The 18,191-nt window shown below is 71.8% G+C and carries 15 protein-coding genes; 9 read left to right on the plus strand and 6 right to left on the minus strand.

The genetic code is table 11. The features are described 5' to 3' along the window. Window positions 1-167 precede the first annotated feature (167 nt). Both BM333_RS15870 and greA read right to left on the minus strand, forming a co-directional pair. The gene (locus tag BM333_RS15870; RefSeq protein ID WP_177221776.1) at window positions 168-314 is read right to left on the minus strand and encodes a hypothetical protein; all 147 of its coding nucleotides are present in this window, start codon (window positions 312-314) and stop codon (window positions 168-170) included. A 25-nt stretch (window positions 315-339) separates the two neighbouring features. Then, window positions 340-816, minus strand: a complete 477-nt coding sequence (gene greA / locus BM333_RS02840) for a transcription elongation factor GreA (protein ID WP_092307054.1) — start codon at window positions 814-816, stop codon at window positions 340-342. 50 nt (window positions 817-866) lie between these two features. On the opposite strand from greA, the gene BM333_RS02845 reads away from it, so the two are divergent. The 3 genes from BM333_RS02845 (at window position 867) to BM333_RS02855 (ending at window position 5,154) form a co-directional block, all read left to right on the plus strand. Beyond that, window positions 867-2,075, plus strand: a complete 1,209-nt coding sequence (locus BM333_RS02845) for a BaiN/RdsA family NAD(P)/FAD-dependent oxidoreductase (RefSeq protein ID WP_092307056.1) — start codon at window positions 867-869, stop codon at window positions 2,073-2,075. A gap of 62 nt (window positions 2,076-2,137) precedes the next feature. Continuing rightward, window positions 2,138-3,769 carry a M20/M25/M40 family metallo-hydrolase gene (locus BM333_RS02850; RefSeq protein WP_092307058.1) on the plus strand — a complete coding sequence of 544 codons (1,632 nt, stop codon included), beginning with the start codon at window positions 2,138-2,140 and terminating at the stop codon, window positions 3,767-3,769. A 251-nt stretch (window positions 3,770-4,020) separates the two neighbouring features. Next, the gene (locus tag BM333_RS02855; RefSeq protein WP_092307060.1) at window positions 4,021-5,154 is read left to right on the plus strand and encodes a serine hydrolase domain-containing protein; all 1,134 of its coding nucleotides are present in this window, start codon (window positions 4,021-4,023) and stop codon (window positions 5,152-5,154) included. A gap of 116 nt (window positions 5,155-5,270) precedes the next feature. On the opposite strand, the gene rarD is transcribed toward BM333_RS02855, so the two are convergent. Next, the gene (gene rarD, locus BM333_RS02860) at window positions 5,271-6,200 is read right to left on the minus strand and encodes an EamA family transporter RarD (protein ID WP_092307063.1); all 930 of its coding nucleotides are present in this window, start codon (window positions 6,198-6,200) and stop codon (window positions 5,271-5,273) included. Window positions 6,201-6,241: 41 nt separating this feature from the next. Further along, window positions 6,242-7,288 (minus strand): aspartate-semialdehyde dehydrogenase, encoded by a 1,047-nt coding sequence (locus tag BM333_RS02865; RefSeq protein ID WP_092307065.1) that lies wholly within the window; start codon window positions 7,286-7,288, stop codon window positions 6,242-6,244. Between the two features lie 151 nt (window positions 7,289-7,439). On the opposite strand from BM333_RS02865, the gene zapE reads away from it, so the two are divergent. Both zapE and BM333_RS02875 read left to right on the plus strand, forming a co-directional pair. Next, window positions 7,440-8,531: a cell division protein ZapE gene (gene zapE / locus BM333_RS02870; RefSeq protein ID WP_092307067.1), complete on the plus strand. Its 1,092-nt coding sequence runs from the start codon at window positions 7,440-7,442 to the stop codon at window positions 8,529-8,531. 54 nt (window positions 8,532-8,585) lie between these two features. Continuing rightward, on the plus strand, window positions 8,586-9,080 hold the full coding sequence (locus tag BM333_RS02875; protein ID WP_092307069.1) for a YbjN domain-containing protein: 495 nt from the start codon (window positions 8,586-8,588) through the stop codon (window positions 9,078-9,080). A gap of 91 nt (window positions 9,081-9,171) precedes the next feature. Here the strand turns inward: BM333_RS02875 and mdh are convergent, their stop codons facing one another. Continuing rightward, window positions 9,172-10,134, minus strand: a complete 963-nt coding sequence (gene mdh, locus BM333_RS02880) for a malate dehydrogenase (protein ID WP_092307071.1) — start codon at window positions 10,132-10,134, stop codon at window positions 9,172-9,174. A 127-nt stretch (window positions 10,135-10,261) separates the two neighbouring features. On the opposite strand from mdh, the gene BM333_RS02885 reads away from it, so the two are divergent. From BM333_RS02885 to BM333_RS02900, 4 genes are all read left to right on the plus strand, one after another. Further along, window positions 10,262-11,062: an EcsC family protein gene (locus BM333_RS02885; protein WP_245777115.1), complete on the plus strand. Its 801-nt coding sequence runs from the start codon at window positions 10,262-10,264 to the stop codon at window positions 11,060-11,062. A gap of 93 nt (window positions 11,063-11,155) precedes the next feature. Beyond that, window positions 11,156-13,390, plus strand: coding sequence for a catalase/peroxidase HPI (gene katG, locus BM333_RS02890; RefSeq protein WP_092307073.1), 2,235 nt, complete (start codon window positions 11,156-11,158; stop codon window positions 13,388-13,390). 128 nt (window positions 13,391-13,518) lie between these two features. Beyond that, complete coding sequence (locus BM333_RS02895; RefSeq protein ID WP_092307076.1) at window positions 13,519-14,406, plus strand: hydrogen peroxide-inducible genes activator; 888 nt, start codon at window positions 13,519-13,521, stop codon at window positions 14,404-14,406. Between the two features lie 86 nt (window positions 14,407-14,492). Continuing rightward, a complete protein-coding gene (locus BM333_RS02900) occupies window positions 14,493-17,351 on the plus strand; it encodes a M16 family metallopeptidase (RefSeq protein WP_092307078.1) in 2,859 nt (952 codons plus the stop codon). Between the two features lie 3 nt (window positions 17,352-17,354). Here the strand turns inward: BM333_RS02900 and BM333_RS02905 are convergent, their stop codons facing one another. After that, window positions 17,355-18,176: a S1 family peptidase gene (locus BM333_RS02905; protein WP_092307080.1), complete on the minus strand. Its 822-nt coding sequence runs from the start codon at window positions 18,174-18,176 to the stop codon at window positions 17,355-17,357. Between the last annotated feature and the right edge of the window lie 15 nt (window positions 18,177-18,191).

Genomic DNA, 18,191 nt, shown 5'->3' on the forward strand with positions numbered 1-18,191 from the left:
CTTTCGTTCTCCGCACGACGAGCGATGGCTCAAGGCGGGACCCGGTCGGGCCACGTCTCCCTGACGCGCGGAAGCACTTGGGGAGGGGGGAGGGCGACGAACCTGCGGGACAGGGCCGCGGGTGTCAAATCCGTGGACGGGATCGTGATCGCCGCGTGATCGCGCCGTCAGCCCTCGTCGGCGGGCGGCTCGGGGCGTTCGCCGCGGGCGGCGGCGCGCTTCTCGGCCTTGGCGGCGGCCTTCTCGGCGGCCTTGCGGGCCTCGGCGCGTTCGCGTTCCTGACGCTCGAAACTGTAGTTGGGCTTGCGGGCCATGGGGCCTCCTTCCGGGGGTGGGCTGTCAGTCGACGGCGGTGATTTCAACGGTCTGGCCGGCGACCACGGCCTCGTCGCCGACGCGCTTGCCGAGCAGGGCCCGGGCCAGGGGGGAGACGTGGCTGACCGAGCCGGCGGCGGGGTCGGCCTCGTCCTCGCCGACGATGCGCCAGGTCTGGCGGCGGCCGTCTTCGCGTTCGATGGTCACGCCGCCGCCGAAGCGGACCCGGCCGTCGGGAACGGTCTCGACCAGCTGGGCCGAGGCGCGGCGGGCCGACCAGTAGCGCAGGTCGCGGGTGGCGCGCGCCATGGCGGTGCGGTCCGCCTCGATCGACCCTCGGGCCTGGGCGGCCGCGTAGGCCGCGCGGGCCTCGGCAAGGGCGGCGTCGATCGCCGCCAGGCCGTCGGGCGTGACGAGGTTGGGATGCGGAGAGATCGGGCGGTCGGGGAGGTCCGCGGCCGTGGCCTCGAGATCCTCCTCGCGGGTGAAGGCGACGCTCATATGCCTTCAGCGTATGGCGCCGCCAGCCGTTCCGGTCCATCTGGGACGACATGGACGTGAAGACAGTGCATGTGATCGGGGCCGGGCCGGCCGGTCTGATGGCCGCCGAGCGGCTGGCGCAGGCCGGGGTGCGCGTCGTCGTGCACGAGGCCATGCCGTCGCCGGCGCGGAAGTTCCTCATGGCCGGTCTCGGCGGGCTGAACCTGACCCATACGGAGCCGGAGACAGCCTTCATCGGTCGATACCGCGAGGCGGCGCCGAGGGTGGTCGAGTGGCTGGCGCGGTTCTCGCCGACGCATCTGGTCGGCTGGGCCGAGGGCCTCGGGCTGGCGACCTTCACCGGCTCCTCGGGGCGGGTTTTTCCGAAGGCGATGAAGGCCTCGCCCCTGCTGCGGGCCTGGCTGGGCCGGCTTGCGGAACGGGGCGTGGAGGTGCGGACCCGCTCGCGCTGGACCGGCCGGCGCGACGGCGGCTGGGTGTTCGCCACGCCGGAGGCGGAGAGGGTCGAGCGGCCCGACGCGGTGGTGCTGGCGCTGGGCGGCGCCAGCTGGCCCCGGCTCGGGAGCGATGGTTCGTGGACGGACGACCTCGCCGCGGCGGGGGTGGAGATCGCGCCGCTCCGGCCGTCGAACATGGGGTTCGACATCGCCTGGTCGCCGGTGTTCGCGGAGCGCTTCGCCGGCCAGCCTCTTAAGAATGTGGCGCTCAGCCACGGCGACCGGACGGTGCGCGGCGAGGCCATGGTCACCCGCTACGGACTGGAGGGCGGAGCGATCTACGCCCTCTCGGCGGAGCTGCGCGAGGCGATCGCGCGGGACGGGTCGGCGGAGCTGGTCGTCGACCTCCGGCCCGACCTCGACGAGGCGGCGCTGGCGGCCCGGCTGGCCCGCCCCCGCGGCAAGGACAGCGTCACCAACTGGCTGCGGAAGGCGGGCGGCCTGTCGCCGGCGGCGGTCGGACTGCTGCGGGAGATTCCCGGCGAGATTCCGCAAGGGGCGGAGAAGCTGGCCAAACGTATCAAGGCGGTGCGGCTGAAACTGACCAGGGCGCAGGGACTCGCGCGGGCCATTTCGTCGGCCGGCGGGGTGAAGCTGGACCAGGTCGACGAGCGGCTGATGCTGAAGGCGCTGCCGGGCGTGTTCGTGGCCGGGGAGATGCTGGACTGGGAGGCCCCGACCGGCGGCTACCTGCTGCAGGCCTGCTTCGCCTCGGGCGTGGTCGCGGGCGAGGGCGCGGCGGCCTGGCTGGCCGAACGGTGACGCTCGACTCTCCTGGCTGAGGGGGTCAGGGTGCGCCCCTCCCCGACCGCAGAGAGACCGCCATGCGCCCGTTCCGCCTCGCCCTCCTCGCCTCCGCCGCCCTGCTGGCCGCCGGCCCCGCCCTCGCCCAGAACGCCGATCCGGCCCGTCTGAACGAGCACACCCGGGTGCTGGCCTCTGACGAATTCGAGGGTCGCGGCGTGGCCACGCCGGGCGAGGAAAAGACGATCGAATACCTCGTCGAGCAGTTCCGCGCGCTGGGGCTGGAGCCCGGCGGACCCGACGGCTCGTGGACCCAGACGGCGCAGCTGAGCCGGACGCAGCAGTCCGGCCCGGCGACCATCGTGGCGAAGACGCCGCAGGGCGAGATGCGGCTGGAGCGCGGGCCCGAGGTGCTGGTCGCCAGCGACCGGCCGGTGGAGCGGATCACCGTGACCGACGCCCCGGTGGTCTTCGCCGGCTACGGCGTCGACGCGCCGGAGCGGGACTGGGACGACTTCAAGGGCATGGACCTGAAGGACAAGGTTCTGCTGGTCATCGTCAACGATCCCGACTTCAACGCGCCGGAGGGGCATCCTGTGGCGGACCGTTTCGACGGCCGGGCGATGACCTTCTACGGCCGCTGGACCTACAAGTTCGAGGAGGCGGCGCGGCAGGGCGCGGCGGGGGTGCTGGTCATCCACGACGACGAGGGCGCCGGCTACGGCTGGTCGGTGCTGGAGGGCTCGTCGACGGCGCCCGACTTCGACATCGTGCGGGAGAACTGGGCGGCCGAGCGGGTCCCGGCGCAGGGGTGGATCCAGTCGCCCGTCGCGGAACGGCTGCTGGCGGCGGCGGGGCTGGACCTCGGCGAACTGCGCCAGCAGGCGCGGTCAGCGGACTTCCGGCCGGTCGAGCTGCCGGGGACGACGATGTCGATCGATTTCGGCCAGACCCACGCCAACATCGAGAGCCGCAACGTGCTGGCGCGCGTGCCCGGCGCCGAGCGGCCGGACGAGACGGTGATGTACGGCGCGCACTGGGACGCCTACGGCCGGGCCACGCCGGTGGACGGCGACGACATCTACAACGGAGCCGTGGACAACGCGACGGGCGTGGCCGCCCTGCTGGAGCTGGCGCGGCTGTTCAAGGAAGGCGCGCCGCCGGAGCGCTCGGTGGTGTTCGTCGCCTGGACCGCCGAGGAGGCGGGGCTGCTGGGGGCGGAGTTCTACGCCGCCAACCCGGTGTGGCCGCTGGAGACGACGGTGACCAACATCAACATCGACAGCCTTCTTCCGGGTACGGAGGTTTCGCCCGAGATCGTCGTCATCGGTCCCGGCAAGAGCGAGACGGAGCAGTGGCTGCAGCGCCGCGCCGAGGCGGCCGGGCGGCGGCTGATCCCCGATCCGGCCCCGCACGCCGGCGGCTTCTATCGGTCGGACCACTTCCCGCTGGCCAAGAAGGGCGTGCCGGCCCTGTTCGGCGTCGCCGGCTTCACCGGCCACAACGCCGCCAGCGCCGACTATGTGGCGAACCGCTACCACAAGCCCTCGGACGAATGGACGTCGGACTGGACCATGGACGCCGCGGCGGTGGACGTGGACCTGCTCTACGCCGTCGGCCGCGACATGGCCGACAGCGAGGAATGGCCGGCGTGGAACGAGGGAGCGGAGTTCGAGGCGGCGCGCCAGGCCTCGGCGGCGGCCCGGGAGTAGGGTCAGCCGATCCAGGGCGTCACGGCGAGCCAGCCGATGCAGGCGGCGATGAAGACGAGTTCCGCCACGATCAGCAGGAACAGCCAGTGAAGCCTGAGGAAGCGGAGCAACTGGGGAATCCGGGGCGGGCGTAACGGTACAGGCGGCCGGTCGATCCGGCCGTCGCCGCTCAACCCCCGGCCGGGTCATGGGTTCCGCTTCGCCGGCCGCCGGCGGTCGACGGGTCGCGGCGAGGCGGATATCAGGACGCCATGACCGAGCTTCCCGACATCCGCGGCGTCTGTCCGCCCGAGTTCGCCGCGGTGAAGGACGCCTTCGCCGCCAACTTCGTCGACGCGCCCGAAGGACTGGACGAGCAGGGCGCGAGCTTCAGCCTGTGCGTCGACGGCGAGACGGTCGTCGACCTGATCGGCGGCTGGGCCGACGCGGCGCGGACCGTTCCGTATGCGGAGGAGACGCTGACGCCGGTGTTCTCGACCGGCAAGGCGGTGATGGCCCTGCTGATCGCGACCTGCGTGGAACGGGGGCTGCTGGACTACGAGGCGCCGGTGGCGCGCTACTGGCCGGCCTTCGGGCAGGCCGGCAAGGACGGGATCACTGTCGGCCAGCTGATGAGCCATCAGGCGGGGCTGCCGGGGTTCGGCGAGACGGTCGAACCGGCCATCTGGTTCGACCGCGAGGCCGTGCTGGACCGGCTGTGCGCCCAGGCCCCGATGTGGGCCCCGGGCACGGCCAGCGGCTACCATCCGATCACCATCGGCTATCTGGCCGGGGAGCTGTTCCGCCTCGTCGACGGGCGGACCATGGGGACGGCGCTGCGCGAGGACTTCCCGGGTCTGGACCTGTGGATCGGCCTGCCCGAGTCCGAACACGGACGGGTGGCGCAGATGAAGAAGCCGACCGCCGCGCCGGACCTCGGCGAGATCGACGCGGTCAAGCGCTCGGCCTTCCTCGACAAGGGTTCGGCCCCGGGCGGGCGCGGCTCGACCGAGTGGCGGATGGCGGAGATCCCCTCGGCCAACCTGCACGGCACGGCGAAGGACCTAGCGCGGATCATGGCCGTGGTCGCCACCGGCCGGTTCGAGGGCCGCGAGGTGCTGTCGGAGGCGACGCGGGCCGCGGCGCTGAAGGAGCGCATTCGCGGCCAGGACCGGGTGCTGCCCTTCGACATGGGCTGGGCCGCGGGGTGGACGCGCAACGCGGGCCTGGACGTGTTCGGCCCAGGCGAGCAGACCGTCGGCCACTACGGGTGGGGCGGCAGTTGCGCCTTCGCCGATCCCGAGCGGCGGCTGTCGGGCAGCTATGTGATGACGCGCCAGTCGCGGCACCTGATCGGCGACCCGCGGGCGGTGCGACTGATCGAGGCGGCTTACAGGAGGTTCTAGGGGGCTAGGTTCTAGGGACTAAGACTAGGGACTGGGGACCAAGGGCAAGGTCTTGGAGGGGCCAAGGCGGATTGCCATTTCGTAGAACCTAGAACCTAGCACCTAGAACCTGGCACCTACACCGGCTCCGCCGCGGCCTTCAGCGCCCGCCGCGCCGCGCGGCGGCGGTGGAGGGCTGCGGCGGCGAAGACGCCCGCGCCGCCCCAGATGAAGCCGAACGAGGCGATGCGCAGGGCGGTGAGGGGCTCGCCGGCGGCGACGCCGACCGCGAACTGCAGGGTCGGGGCGAGGAACTGGATGAAGCCGATGGTCGACAGCGGCAGGCGCCGGGCCGACCAGGCGAAAAGCGCCAGCGGCAGGACGGTGGCGGGGCCGTTGGCCAGCGCCCAGAGGGTGTTGCCCGGGCTGTCGAAGGCGGCGCCGGCGCCGGTCGACTGCAGCCAGAACACCCAGGCGAGGCCGAGCGGCGCCAGCAGCAGGCACTCGACGAACAGGCCGGCCTGGGCGTCGACCGGGACGCGCTTGCGGATCACGCCGTAGGTGGCGAACGACAGAGCCAGCACGATGGAGATCCACGGCGGTCGGCCGAGGGCGGCGGTCTGGAAGGCGACGCCGACGGCGGCCAGACCGATCGCGACCCAGCCCCAGTGGTCGATCCGCTCGCGGAACAGCCACAGGCCGACGACCATGTTGAGCAGCGGGTTGATGTAGTAGCCGAGGCTGGCCTCGAGCGTGGCGCCGTGGGTGGTGGCCCAGACGTAGATGCCCCAGTTAAGCCCGATCAGGACCGTGGAGAAGGCCAGCCAGGCGAGGGTGCGGGGGTTGCGGAACACGGCCGCGACCTGGCCGCCCTGCTTCGCCAGCCAGACCAGCAGGGCCGCGACGGCCACGGCCCAGACGCAGCGGTGGGCGAGGATCTCGAGCGAGTCGAAGCCGACCTGCGCCTGGCCCATGAACAGCAGGGGCATCAGCCCCCACAGCGCGTAGCAGGCGAAGGCGGAGAGGAGGGCGGCGCGGCTCGCATCCGAGCCCGAGGGGGTGGCCATGAGGGACTCCGGCCGGGGGGAGCCGGCGGGATGGAGGAAGATCAGACGGTGATGGAGCGGTAGCCGCTCTTCGGCTGGATGGTCCCGGACTCGTCGAGCAGCTGGGCGATCTGGACGGCGTTGAGGGCGGCGCCCTTGCGCAGGTTGTCGGAGACGACCCAGAAGCTCAGGCCGTTCGGAACCGTCGGGTCCTGGCGGATGCGCGAGACGTAGACGGCGAACTCGCCGGCGGCGTCGACCGGGGTGACGTAGCCGTCGGCCTCCTGCTTGTCGACGACCATGACCCCGGGGGCGTCGCGCAGGATGGCGCGGGCCTCGTCTGGGGTGATCGGGCGGTCGAACTCGACGGTGACCGCTTCCGAATGGCCGACGAAGACCGGCACGCGCACGCAGGTGACGGTCAGGCGGATGTCGGGGTCGAGCATCTTTTGGGTCTCGTCCCACATCTTGGCCTCTTCATCGGTATAGCCGTCGTCGCGGAACGAGCCGATGAAGGGCAGGACGTTGAACGCGATCTGCTTGGGGAAGAATTTCGGCGTCGCGTCCCCGAGGCCGTAGATGGCCTTGGTCTGGTTCCACAGCTCGTCCATGCCCTCCTTCCCGGCGCCGGAGACCGACTGGTAGGTCGAGACCACCGCGCGGGTGATCTTCGCGGCGTCGTGGAGCGGCTTCAGCGCCACCACCAGCTGGGCGGTCGAGCAGTTGGGGTTGGCGACGATGTTCTTCTTCTTCGCGAGCCGGATGTCGTCGGGGTTCACCTCGGGGACGATCAGCGGCACGTCCGGGTCCATGCGGAAGGCCGAGGAGTTGTCGATGACCATGGCCCCGGCCTTGCCGATCTTCTCGGACCACTCCTTCGACACGGCGCCGCCGGCCGACATCAGCACGATGTCGACGGTCGAGAACTCGAAGGTCTCGAGATCCTCGCACTTCACGGTGCGATCGCCGAAGGCCACCTCGACGCCCTTGGACTTGCGCGAGGCGAGGGCGTGCAGCTTGGAGACCGGGAAGTCCAGTTCGTCCAGGATGTTGAGCATCTCCTGACCGACATTGCCGGTGGCGCCCACGACGGCGACGACATAGCTCATGCTTGGTTGTCCTTCGGACGCCCTAACGCTCGCCGCGCGGCGGCTCGCTGCTTGAGGGCAGGTGTCTGGGGTGTGAGGCGTGCATGTAGGCCTTCGCGGGCGCGAAGCAATCGCTTTTCAGGGCGGGCAGGGGCGGCTAAGCCCGAGAACGATGCCCTCCCGCATACGCACCGCTTATGAAGAGCGGCTGGCCGACGGCCGGCTGACGCCCGATCCGTCGCAGCGGCCGGTGGTCGACGCCCTGGCGCGGGTCGAGCGCGACCTCGGCAGACGCGGGCTGTTCGGACGCGTCCCCGAGGTGCGCGGCCTCTACCTGTGGGGGCCGCCGGGGCGGGGCAAGTCGCTGCTGATGGATCTGTTCTGCGCCTGCGCGCCGGAGCCGCGGAAGACGCGGGCCCATTTCCACGTGTTCATGGCCCGGGTGCACGGGCTGATCCGCCAGTGGCGCGAGGGCGATGCGGCGGAGCGGAAGCGCGTCTTCGGCCAGGCGAAGGGCGACGACCCGATCCGGCCGACGGCGGAGCTGATCGCCTCCGAGGCGCGGCTGCTGTGCTTCGACGAACTGCAGGTCACCGACATCGGCGACGCGATGATCCTCGGGCGCCTGTTCGAGGCCCTGTTCGACAACAAGGTCGTGCTGGTGGTGACCTCCAACCGGGCGCCGGACCAGCTGTACCTGAACGGCATCAACCGCCAGCTCTTCCTGCCCTTCATCGACATGATCCGCGAGCGCTGCGAGGTGGTCGAGGTGGGCGGGGCGCGCGACTGGCGGCTGGACCGGATCATGGGCGGGCGTGTCTGGCACGGACCGGACGAGCAGGCGGCGTTCGACCTGCTGTGGACGGCGCTGAAGGGCGAGCAGGACGAGGCGCCGACGACCCTGCACGTGCAGGGTCGCGAGGTGACGCTGGAGCGGACCGACGGCGGCCTGGCGCGGGCCACCTTCGCCGAGCTGTGCGCCCGGCCGCTGGGGGCGCAGGACTACCTGGCCATCGCCGAACGGTTCCACACCCTGTTCCTCGAGGACGTGCCGGTGCTGGGCCCCCACAATCACCACGAGGCGCGGCGCTTCGTGACCCTGGTGGACGCCCTCTACGAGGCCGGCACCCGGCTGGTGGCGCTGGCCGCCGCGCGGCCGGAGGCGCTGTACCGCGAGGGCGTCGGGGCGTTCGAGTTCGAGCGCACCGTGTCGCGGCTGCACGAGATGGCCGGAGCCGACTGGCTGGCGCGCGAGCGGGCCTGACGCCTTGCTTTCGCCGCGGCGGCGGGCTTGGCTGGGAGCCTCAGGGAGACCCGCATGATCCGCAGCCCCGCCGCCTTCGCCGCCGCCGTGACTCTCGCCGCCCCTGCCGCGGCCCAGACCGCGCCCGAGCCGGGGCTGGCCATCGCCGACGTCGGGGCGTGGATCGCCTCCAAGGGCGGGGCGGTGGAGCCGGTGCAGCGCCAGGGCGACGAGGTCTGGCTGACCGTCCGCGACGGCGACCTGACCTGGCTGGTGTTCTTCTACGGCTGCCGGGACGACGTCTGCGCCGACCTGCAGTACTCGGCCAGCTTCAGCAACGAGGCGATCACGCCCGCAATGGTCAACGACTGGAACCGCGACCGGCGCTTCCTCAAGGCCTTCCATTCGCCGGGCTCGGCGGGCGAGGCCGCGACCGCGGTGGTGCAGTACGACCTGCTGCTGCAGCCGGGCGGCGTCGACCAGCTCACCGACCCGAGCGCCGTCTGGGTCACCATGCTGCCGGAGTTCGCCCGGCACGTCGGCTACCTGTCGGCGGCTCCCGCGCAATAGAATGGGGCCGCGGATCGCTCCGCGGCCCCTTTTCTTTCGCCCGCGGTCGTCGGCCCCGCAGAACCTCCCGATCCGACGCGGCTGGCGCGACTCAGGCCAGCGACGGGTCCTGCTGCTTGCAGGCGTCGATCAGGCCCTTCACCGAGTCGACCGACTTCGCCAGCATGGCCTTCTCGTCCTCGGTGGTGGTGAACTCGACGATCTTCTCGACGCCGCCGGCGCCGATCAGGGCCGGCAGGCCGACGTAGAGGTCGTTCAGGCCGTACTGGCCCGACACCCAGACGGCGCAGGGCAGGACGCGCTTCTGGTCCAGCAGGTAGGAGCGGGCCATGGCGACGGCGCTCTCGGCCGGGGCGTAGAAGGCCGAGCCGGTCTTGAGCAGGGCGACGATCTCGCCGCCCCCCTTGCGGGTGCGCTCGACGATGGCGTCGAGGTCCGCCTGGCTCATGAAGCCGGCCGAGACCGCGTCCGGCAGGGGCAGGCCGCCGATGGTCGAGTGGCGCACCATCGGCACCATGTCGTCGCCGTGGCCGCCCAGCGTCCAGGCGTGGATGTCCTGCACCGACACGCCGGTCTTCTCGGCGAGGAAGTAGGCGAAGCGCGCGGAGTCGAGCACGCCGGCCATGCCGACGACCTTCTCCTTCGGCAGTCCCGAGAACTTCTGCAGAGCCCAGACCATGGCGTCGAGCGGGTTGGTGATGCAGATCACGAACGCGTTCGGAGCGTGCTTCGCGATCCCCTCGCCGACGGCCTTCATGACCTTCAGGTTGATGCCGATCAGGTCGTCGCGGCTCATGCCGGGCTTGCGCGGCACGCCGGCGGTGACGATGCAGACGTCGGCGCCGGCGATGTCGGCGTAGTCGTTGGCGCCCTTCAGGGACACGTCCTGGCCGAACACGGCCGAGGCCTCGGCGATGTCCAGCGCCTTGCCCTGCGGGGTGCCCTCGGCGATGTCGAACAGGACCACGTCGCCCAGCGCCTCGCGCGCGCAGATGTGGGCCAGGGTGCCGCCGATCATGCCGGCGCCGATGAGGGCGATCTTCGCGCGAGCCATATATGTCTCCATGGGCCTACCGCGCTTCGCGCTGCTTGAGGCCGGGTTGAGCGGGTGGGAAAGCGTGCCGGCGGTCTAGACCCGGCGGCGCGGCCCTGCAACCGTGACGCCGCGTCACGGAGAGAGCATGGCCCGACCGCCCGAGAGTCCCCGCGAGACCCTGCCCGAGATGGTGGCGCCGGAAGACGTGCCCGAGGGCCTGCTGACGGTCGCCGACGAGGGCGCGATTCACGCCGAACTGGAGGCGTGGCGCGCGAAGGTGCTGAAGCGTCCGGGCCTGTGGGACAGGGCCTCGCGGGCGACGCAGGCGCGGATCAACCGGGCCATTCCCGAGCGCATCCACGCCATCGTCACCTCCGGCGTCGAGGCGATGACGAAGGGCATCCTGACCGGATCGGAGGTGTTGAACGTCCGACCGCCGGCGGGCGGTTCGCTGGCGGCGCGCGAGGCGAAGGTGCGGGCCCTGATCCGGACCTATCGCAACACGGCCGGCGTCGAGGGCGGCGTGGCGGGGGCGGGCGGCTTCGTGCTGGCGGCGGCGGACTTTCCGGCCCTGATGGCGATCAAGGTGCGGATGCTGGCCGACATCGTCTCGGTCTACGGCTGGGGCGGCGGGGCCCCGCGCGAGCGGCTGTTCCTGCTGCACGTCTTCCACCTGGCCTTCGCCAGCGCCGAACGCCGGCCGGAAGCGCTTGCGGCGTTGGAGGACTGGATCGCGGGGGCGGGAGCCGCACAGGTCGCCGACTATGACTGGCGGCGCTTCCAGCAGGAGTACCGGGACTACATCGACCTCGCCAAGATGGCCCAGCTGATCCCGGTGGTCGGCGCGCCGATCGGGGCCGTGGTCAACTGGCGGCTGGTCGACCGGCTGGGCGAGACGGCGATGATGGCGTGCCGGATGCGGTGGTTCGCGGAAACCGCCTCATAAACTGAGCCGCTGTCCAGAACAAAATCAATCGATTTTACTTTGTCCGCCCCCGGGCACAGGCTGCCTCCTCAAACCCGCAAGAGGAGGAAAGCCATGGACGGATCCGCTGGAAGCCCGCTGAGCGACCCCAAGAAGGAGCCGGCCGCGCTGAGGTCGCTGCTGGGACGCAGCAACCGCGACTGGTGGCCCAACCAGCTGTCGCTGGAAATCCTCCACCAGCACGGCAAGTCGGGCGATCCGATGGGGGACGACTTCGACTACGCCGAGGCCTTCCTGTCGCTGGACTACGAGGCGGTGAAGCGCGACCTGACGGCCCTGATGACCGACAGCCAGCCGTGGTGGCCGGCGGACTACGGACACTACGGCCCCTTCTTCATCCGGATGGCCTGGCACTCGGCCGGCACCTACCGCACCGGCGACGGCCGCGGCGGGGCCACCTCGGGATCGCAGCGCTTCGCGCCGCTGAACAGCTGGCCGGACAACGCCAACCTCGACAAGGCCCGCCGCCTGCTGTGGCCGATCAAGCAGAAGTACGGCGAGAAACTGTCCTGGGCCGACCTGATGATCATGGCCGGCAATGTGGCCATCGAGAGCATGGGCGGGCCGGTGTTCGGCTTCGGCGGCGGCCGCAAGGACATCTGGGAGCCGATGAAGGACATCTACTGGGGCTCCGAGGAGCAGTGGCTCGGCGAGACCCGGATCGACGAGGAATCCGGCAAGGCGCTGGAGAACCCGCTGGCGGCGATCCAGATGGGCCTGATCTACGTCAATCCGGAAGGCCCAGGCGGCAAGCCGGACCCGCTGCTGTCGGCCCGCGACATCCGCGAGACCTTCGCGCGCATGGGCATGAACGACGAGGAGACGCTCGCCCTCACCGCCGGCGGCCACACCTTCGGCAAGTGCCACGGCGCCGGCGACGCCTCGAAGGTCGGGGCCGAGCCGGAAGGCTCTGACATCGCCCAGCAGGGGCTCGGCTGGCACAGCACGCACGAGAGCGGCATCGGCGACCACACCATCACCTCGGGCCTCGAAGGCGCCTGGACGCCGACGCCGATCCGCTGGTCGATGAACTACTTCCGCATGCTGCTGGAGTACGACTACGAGCTGGTCAAGAGCCCGGCCGGCGCGTGGCAGTGGCAGCCGAAGGACCAGAAGCCCGAGGACATGGCGCCGGCGGCGCACAATCCGTCCAGGCGCGTGCCGACGATGATGACCACGGCCGACATGGCCTTCAAGGTCGACCCCAAGTACCGCGAGATCGCCGAGCGCTTCTACCGCAACCCGGACCAGTTCGCCGACGCCTTCGCCCGCGCCTGGTTCAAGCTGTGCCACCGCGACATGGGGCCGAAGGCGCGTTACCTCGGGCCGGACGTGCCCGCGGAGGACCTGATCTGGCAGGACCCGATCCCCGAGGCCGACTACGCCCCGATCGACGCCGCCGACGTGGCGACGCTGAAGCGGCGGATCGCCGAGAGCGGGCTGTCGGTCGCCGACCTGGTGAAGACCGCCTGGGCCTCGGCCTCGACCTACCGCGGCTCGGACCACCGCGGGGGGGCGAACGGCGCCCGCATCCGGCTGGAGCCGCAGCGCAACTGGGAAGTCAACGAGCCGGCCGAGCTGGACCGGGTGCTGAAGACCTACGAGCGGATCAAGGCCGACTTCGACGGTTCGGCGACCGGCGGCAAGAAGGTCTCCATGGCCGACCTGATCGTGCTGGGCGGCTCCGTCGGCGTCGAACAGGCGGCGAAGGCGGCGGGTCACGAGGTCGAGGTCCCGTTCACCCCGGGCCGCACCGACGCTTCGGCCGAGCAGACCGACGCCGATAGCTTCGATGTGCTGGAGCCCAAGGCCGACGGCTTCCGCAACTACCTCAGCGTCCGCTTCAGCGTGCCGACCGAGGAGCTGCTGATCGACCGCTCGCAACTGCTGGGCCTGACCGCCCCGCAGATGACGGCGCTGGTGGGCGGCCTGCGGGTGCTGGGCGCCAACCACGGCGGCTCGAAACATGGCGTGCTGACCGACCGGCCGGGCCAGCTGACCAACGACTTCTTCGTCAACCTGCTCGACATGGGCACGGCCTGGAAACAGGTCGAGGACCGCGGCGACGAGGTCTTCGTCGGGACCTGCCGCAAGACCGACGCGGAGAAGTGGACCGCCACCCGCACCGACCTGGTGTTCGGCTCCAACTCCCAGCTGCGGGCCCTGTCCGAGGTCTATGCGGCCGCCGACGCTGGCGCGAAGTTCGTCCGCGACTTCGTCAGGGCCTGGACGCAGGTCATGGACGCCGACCGCTTCGACCTGGCGCGGCCGCAGCGGCGGGCGGCCTGATCCGCTCCCTCCCCGGGACCGGCCGCGGGCGCTTCGGCGCCGGCGGCCGGTCGAGGGCGCGGCGAGCGGAGGATAAAAGGGCTCAATCGGCCTTTGCTGTCGGCATAGGAAAGTCCTATGTCGGCCGCATGCTTCCGACCCTGCGCCAGCTTCACTACCTCAAGCTTCTCGCCGAGCACGCCTCGTTCAGTCGTGCGGCCGAGGCGGCGCACGTCAGCCAGCCCGCCCTCTCGGCCGGGGTGCAGGAGCTGGAGAAGATCCTCGGCGCGCCGGTGGTCGAGCGCACCCGCGGCAATGTGCAGCTGACGGCGGTCGGCGCCGAGGCGGTGAAGAGGGCCGAGGACGTGCTGGCCCGCACCGAGGATCTGGTCGAGGCGGCGCGCAACGCCGGCAAGCCCCTGTCCGGCCGCTTCCGCCTGGGGGTGATCCCGACGGTGGCGCCCTTCCTGCTGCCGGCCCGGCTGCCGGCCCTGCGCGAGGCCTATCCGAAGCTGCGCCTGTTCATCCGCGAGGATCTGACGCCGCGGCTGGTGGCGGCGCTGAAGGCCGGCCATCTGGACGCAGCGGTCATCGCCCTGCCCTACACGGCCCCGGGGGTGGACCACGCGCGCATCGGCGACGACGAGATCCTCGCCGCCGCCCCGGCCGGCCACGCGCTGGCGGGCGAAGGGCCGATCGCGCCGGGATCGCTGAAGGCTGACGACCTGATTCTGCTGGAGGACGGCCACTGCCTGCGCGACCAGGCGCTGGCCGCCTGCAACATCGAGGCGCCCAAGGGCGACGACGTCTTCGCCGCCACCAGCCTGCACACCCTGGTGCAGATGGTGTCCTCGGGGCTGGGGGTCAGCTTCCTTCCCGAGATGGCGGTGCGGGCCGGACTGGCGGACACGCCGGGCGTGGTTGTGCGGCCGATCTCGGCCAAGGCGCCGCGGCGCGAGATCGTCGTCGCCTGGCGCACCGGCTCCAGCCGCGCCGCCGAGGCGAAACTGCTGGCCGAGGCGCTGAAGCTGGACTGAGCGCGACATTACGAGTCCGTAAGGTGCGGCGCGGGATTCCGGCCTGATAGGGTCCGGCGCCGCTGTCCCGCGCCCGGAGTCTGTCCATGAAGAGCCGCCTGATCCTGTCCGTCGCCGCATCGGCCCTGCTGCTGGGCCTCCCGGCCGCGACCGTCGCCCATGCGTCCGTCCCCGCCGCCGCCGCGGCGCCGGCGCAGGCCGCCGTCGAGGTGCCGCCGCTGGGCTTCACCCGCCGGGTGCTGGACAACGGCATGGAGGTCTATTCGGCCCGCGACGCCTCCACCTCCAACGTGACGGTGCAGGTCTGGTACCGCGTCGGCTCCAAGGACGATCCCGCCGGCCGCTCGGGCTTCGCCCACCTGTTCGAACACCTGATGTTCAAGGCGACAAAGAACATGCCGACGGAGAGCTTCGACCGGCTGACCGAGGACGTCGGCGGCATGAACAACGCCTTCACCGCCGACGACGTGACCGCCTACTACGAGGTGGTGCCGGCCAATCACCTCGAGCGCATCCTCTTCGCCGAGGCGGACCGGATGGGCTCGCTGGTGGTCGACGAGCCGACCTTCGTGTCCGAGCGCGACGTGGTGAAGGAGGAATACCGGCAGCGCATCCTCGCCAGCCCCTACGGCCGGCTGTTCGGCCTGTTCGCGCCGCAGACCATCTATCAGGACCACCCCTATCGGCGGCCCGGCATCGGCTCGATCGAGGAGCTGGACTCCTCGACGCTGGAGGACGTGCTGCGCTTCCACGCCACCTACTACCGTCCGGACAACGCCATCCTGATCGTCGCGGGCAATTTCGACCAGGCGCAGCTGGACGGCTGGGTCGACCAGTATTTCGCGCCGCTGCAGCGGCCGTCGACCCCGCTGCCGACCAATGCGGTGACAGAGCCGGAACCCTCCGGGCCGCGCTCGGCCACCTACCATGCCCCCAACGTGCCGCTGCCGGCGGTGGCGCTGGCGTGGAACACGGTCCCCTACGCGCATGAGGACCGGGCGGCGCTGACCGTGCTGGACGGCATCCTGTCGACCGGCGAGAGCAGCCGGCTGTACCGGTCGCTGGTCTACCAGCAGCAGATCGCGGCCCAGACCAGCTCCAGCCCCGACTTCGCCCAGCAGGCCGGCAACCTCACCGCCTTCGCCATCATGGCCCAGGGCCAGCCCGTCGAGGCCGGCAAGGCGGCGCTGGAGGCCGAGATCGCCCGGTTGCGGGACGAGCCGGTCACGGCGGCCGAACTGGCCGAGGCCAAGAACGAGCTGGTCGCCAACGCCCTGCGCGGCCGGGAGAGCGTGGAGGACCGCGCCACCACCCTCGGCATGGCGCTGATCATGACCGGCGACCCCACCGCCGCCGACCGCGAGATCGCCGAGATCCAGGCGGTGACGACGGCGGACGTGCAGAGGGTGGCGCAGCGCTATCTGACGCCGCAGCGCCAGATCACCATCAACTATCTGCCCGCCGACGAGCAGAACCCGCCGAGCGTGCAGAACATGAACGTCGACGCGCCGGTGACGGTGGCCGACCTCGCGCCGGCCAGGCCGGTCGCGACCCTGCTGCCCGAGGCCGAGCGCGCCCGCCTGCCCGAGGCCGGCCCCGAGGTGTCGCCCGCCACGCCGACCATCGCCGACTTCCGTCTCGGCAACGGCCTGCGCGTGCTGGTCGCGCCGACCGAGGGGCTGCCGCTGGTGTCGGCGCGGCTGAACTTCGACGCCGGCTCGGCCCACGACCCCGCGGGCAAGCCGGGCGTGGCGGCGATGACCGCCGCCCTGCTGACCCAGGGCACCTCCAGCCGCTCGGCGCCGGAGATCGCCACCGCGCTCGAACAGCTGGGCGCGTCGGTCGGCGCCGGCTCGGGGCCGGACTTCACCAACGTCTACGCCAATGCGCCGAAGGATGTGTTCGACGAGACCGTGGCCCTGATGGCCGACCTCGTGCGCAATCCGGCCTTCGCCGTCGAGGAGCTGGAGCGGCAACAGTCCCAGACGCTGGACGGCCTGCGGGTGGCGCTGAGCCAGCCCGGCTCGGTGGCCGGCCAGTCGGTCGGACGGGTGGTCTATGGCGACGCGCCCTACGCGGCGCCGGGCGGCGGGACGCTGGCCAGCGTGCCGGCCATCACCCGCGACGATGTCGCCGCCTTCCATGCGGCGCTCTATCGCCCGTCGCAGGCGACCCTGGTGTTCTCGGGCGACATCGACGCAACCGAGGCGCGCGCCCTGGCCGAGCAGGCCTTCGGCGACTGGCGCGATCCGGCCGGGGCCGCTCCGACTCTGGCCGACAAGGCCGGCCCGGCCCTGGCGCCGCGGGTGGTGGTCATCGATCAGCCGGGCGCCGGACAGGCGGCGGTGGTCGCCGCCATGCGCAGCGTCGGCCGCACCGACGCCGACTTCTTCCCCCTGGTGCTGGGCAACACCCTGCTGGGCGGCGGCTTCTCCTCGCGCCTGAACCAGGAGATTCGCATCGAGCGCGGCCTCAGCTACGGCGCCCGGGCCGGCCTGGGCGTGCGCGAGGATGAAGGCGCCTTCACGGCCTCGACCCAGACCAAGAACGAGACCGCCGTCGAGGTGGCCGACCTGATCCTGGCCGAGGTCGCGCGCATGGGGACCTCGGAGCCGACGCCGGCCGAACTGGCGCCGCGCCGCGCCACCCTGATCGGCGGCTTCGGCCGGTCGCTGGAGACGGTCGACGGCCTCGGCGGCCTGGTCGCCGAGCTGGCGCTCTACGACCTGCCGATGAGCGAGCTGGCGGAATACGCCGACCGCGTGCGGGCGGTGACGCCCGCCCAAGTGCAGGCCGCCTTCGCGGAGCACCTGCCGGCCGACCGCGCCAGCCTGGTGATCGTCGGCGACGCCTCGGTGTTCATCGAGGCGCTGCGGGCCAAGTACCCGAACGTCGAGGTCATCCCGCTGTCGGAGCTGAACCTCGACTCGGCGGCGCTGCGCTAGGGGTCAGGCGGAGAGGCAGACGACCTGCGCCACGCGGAGTTCGCGGCGCAGCTCGTCGGCGACCAGGCCGTAGTTGTCGATGGTGACGGCGCGGCCGGTCAGCCTTTCGTCCGCCTTCTGAAGGCCGCGGACGGCGGGGCCGAAGGTGTCCGGCGCGGTGGTGTAGATGCGGCCGCGGCGGGGGCTTTCGGCGATGGTCACGCCCACGGCGCGCCCCTGCCGGTCCAGCACGGGCGCGCCCGACAGCCCGGCCAGGGTGCCGCCGAGCCCGTCGGTGCGGCCGACTTCGGCCCAGGCCAGCACCGGCTCGTCGCGCTGGCCGCGGCCGCGCACCTTGAGCGTCTCGCGGCCGAGCAGGCGGGAGGCGACCTCGCCCGCGCGCGCCTGCGGATAGCCCGGATGGAAGCCGCGCTGGTTCTCGCGCAGACCGCCCAGCTCCGCGACGGGGATGGCCGGCGGGCCGCCCCCGGTGTGCAGGACGGCGACGTCGGCGCGGGGCGCGAGCCGCACGTCGGCGGCCACGGCCCGGCCGCCGCCGACCTTGATCGCCGGCTGGCGGCAACCCTCGACCACGTGCCGGGCGGTCACCCACAGGCCCTCGTCGGCGATCGAGAAGGCCGTGCCGGAGCTGGGCTGGAAGGGAATGTCGGGGGCGTGCACGGTCACCGACGGATCGAACGGCGTCACCGGGCCGAGCAGGGCGCCTTCTGTCTCATCCGGCGGCGGGGGCGCGGGAGGCGCATCGGCGTTCTCGCGGCGATTGAGCGAGGCGACCAGCAGCGCGGCGGCGACGGCGGCGTAGATGGTCCAGTCGGGGACGCGCATGCAGCAGGTTCTAGG

Origin of the sequence: Brevundimonas viscosa, assembly GCF_900116065.1 — a bacterium.
Classification (GTDB): Bacteria; Pseudomonadota; Alphaproteobacteria; order Caulobacterales; family Caulobacteraceae; genus Brevundimonas; species Brevundimonas viscosa.

Bases quoted from the DNA above. Each gene is read 5' to 3' on its own strand.
- katG (WP_092307073.1), top strand. From the start codon at position 11,156: ATGGACGGATCCGCTGGAAGCCCGCTGAGCGACCCCAAGAAGGAGCCG.
- BM333_RS02845 (WP_092307056.1), top strand. From the start codon at position 867: ATGGACGTGAAGACAGTGCATGTGATCGGGGCCGGGCCGGCCGGTCTG.
- rarD (WP_092307063.1), bottom strand. From the start codon at position 6,200: ATGGCCACCCCCTCGGGCTCGGATGCGAGCCGCGCCGCCCTCCTCTCC.
- BM333_RS02850 (WP_092307058.1), top strand. From the start codon at position 2,138: ATGCGCCCGTTCCGCCTCGCCCTCCTCGCCTCCGCCGCCCTGCTGGCC.
- BM333_RS02885 (WP_245777115.1), top strand. From the start codon at position 10,262: ATGGCCCGACCGCCCGAGAGTCCCCGCGAGACCCTGCCCGAGATGGTG.
- BM333_RS02875 (WP_092307069.1), top strand. From the start codon at position 8,586: ATGATCCGCAGCCCCGCCGCCTTCGCCGCCGCCGTGACTCTCGCCGCC.
- BM333_RS02865 (WP_092307065.1), bottom strand. From the start codon at position 7,288: ATGAGCTATGTCGTCGCCGTCGTGGGCGCCACCGGCAATGTCGGTCAG.
- BM333_RS02900 (WP_092307078.1), top strand. From the start codon at position 14,493: ATGAAGAGCCGCCTGATCCTGTCCGTCGCCGCATCGGCCCTGCTGCTG.
- greA (WP_092307054.1), bottom strand. From the start codon at position 816: ATGAGCGTCGCCTTCACCCGCGAGGAGGATCTCGAGGCCACGGCCGCG.
- mdh (WP_092307071.1), bottom strand. From the start codon at position 10,134: ATGGCTCGCGCGAAGATCGCCCTCATCGGCGCCGGCATGATCGGCGGC.
- BM333_RS02855 (WP_092307060.1), top strand. From the start codon at position 4,021: ATGACCGAGCTTCCCGACATCCGCGGCGTCTGTCCGCCCGAGTTCGCC.
- BM333_RS02895 (WP_092307076.1), top strand. From the start codon at position 13,519: ATGCTTCCGACCCTGCGCCAGCTTCACTACCTCAAGCTTCTCGCCGAG.
- zapE (WP_092307067.1), top strand. From the start codon at position 7,440: ATGCCCTCCCGCATACGCACCGCTTATGAAGAGCGGCTGGCCGACGGC.
- BM333_RS15870 (WP_177221776.1), bottom strand. From the start codon at position 314: ATGGCCCGCAAGCCCAACTACAGTTTCGAGCGTCAGGAACGCGAACGC.
- BM333_RS02905 (WP_092307080.1), bottom strand. From the start codon at position 18,176: ATGCGCGTCCCCGACTGGACCATCTACGCCGCCGTCGCCGCCGCGCTG.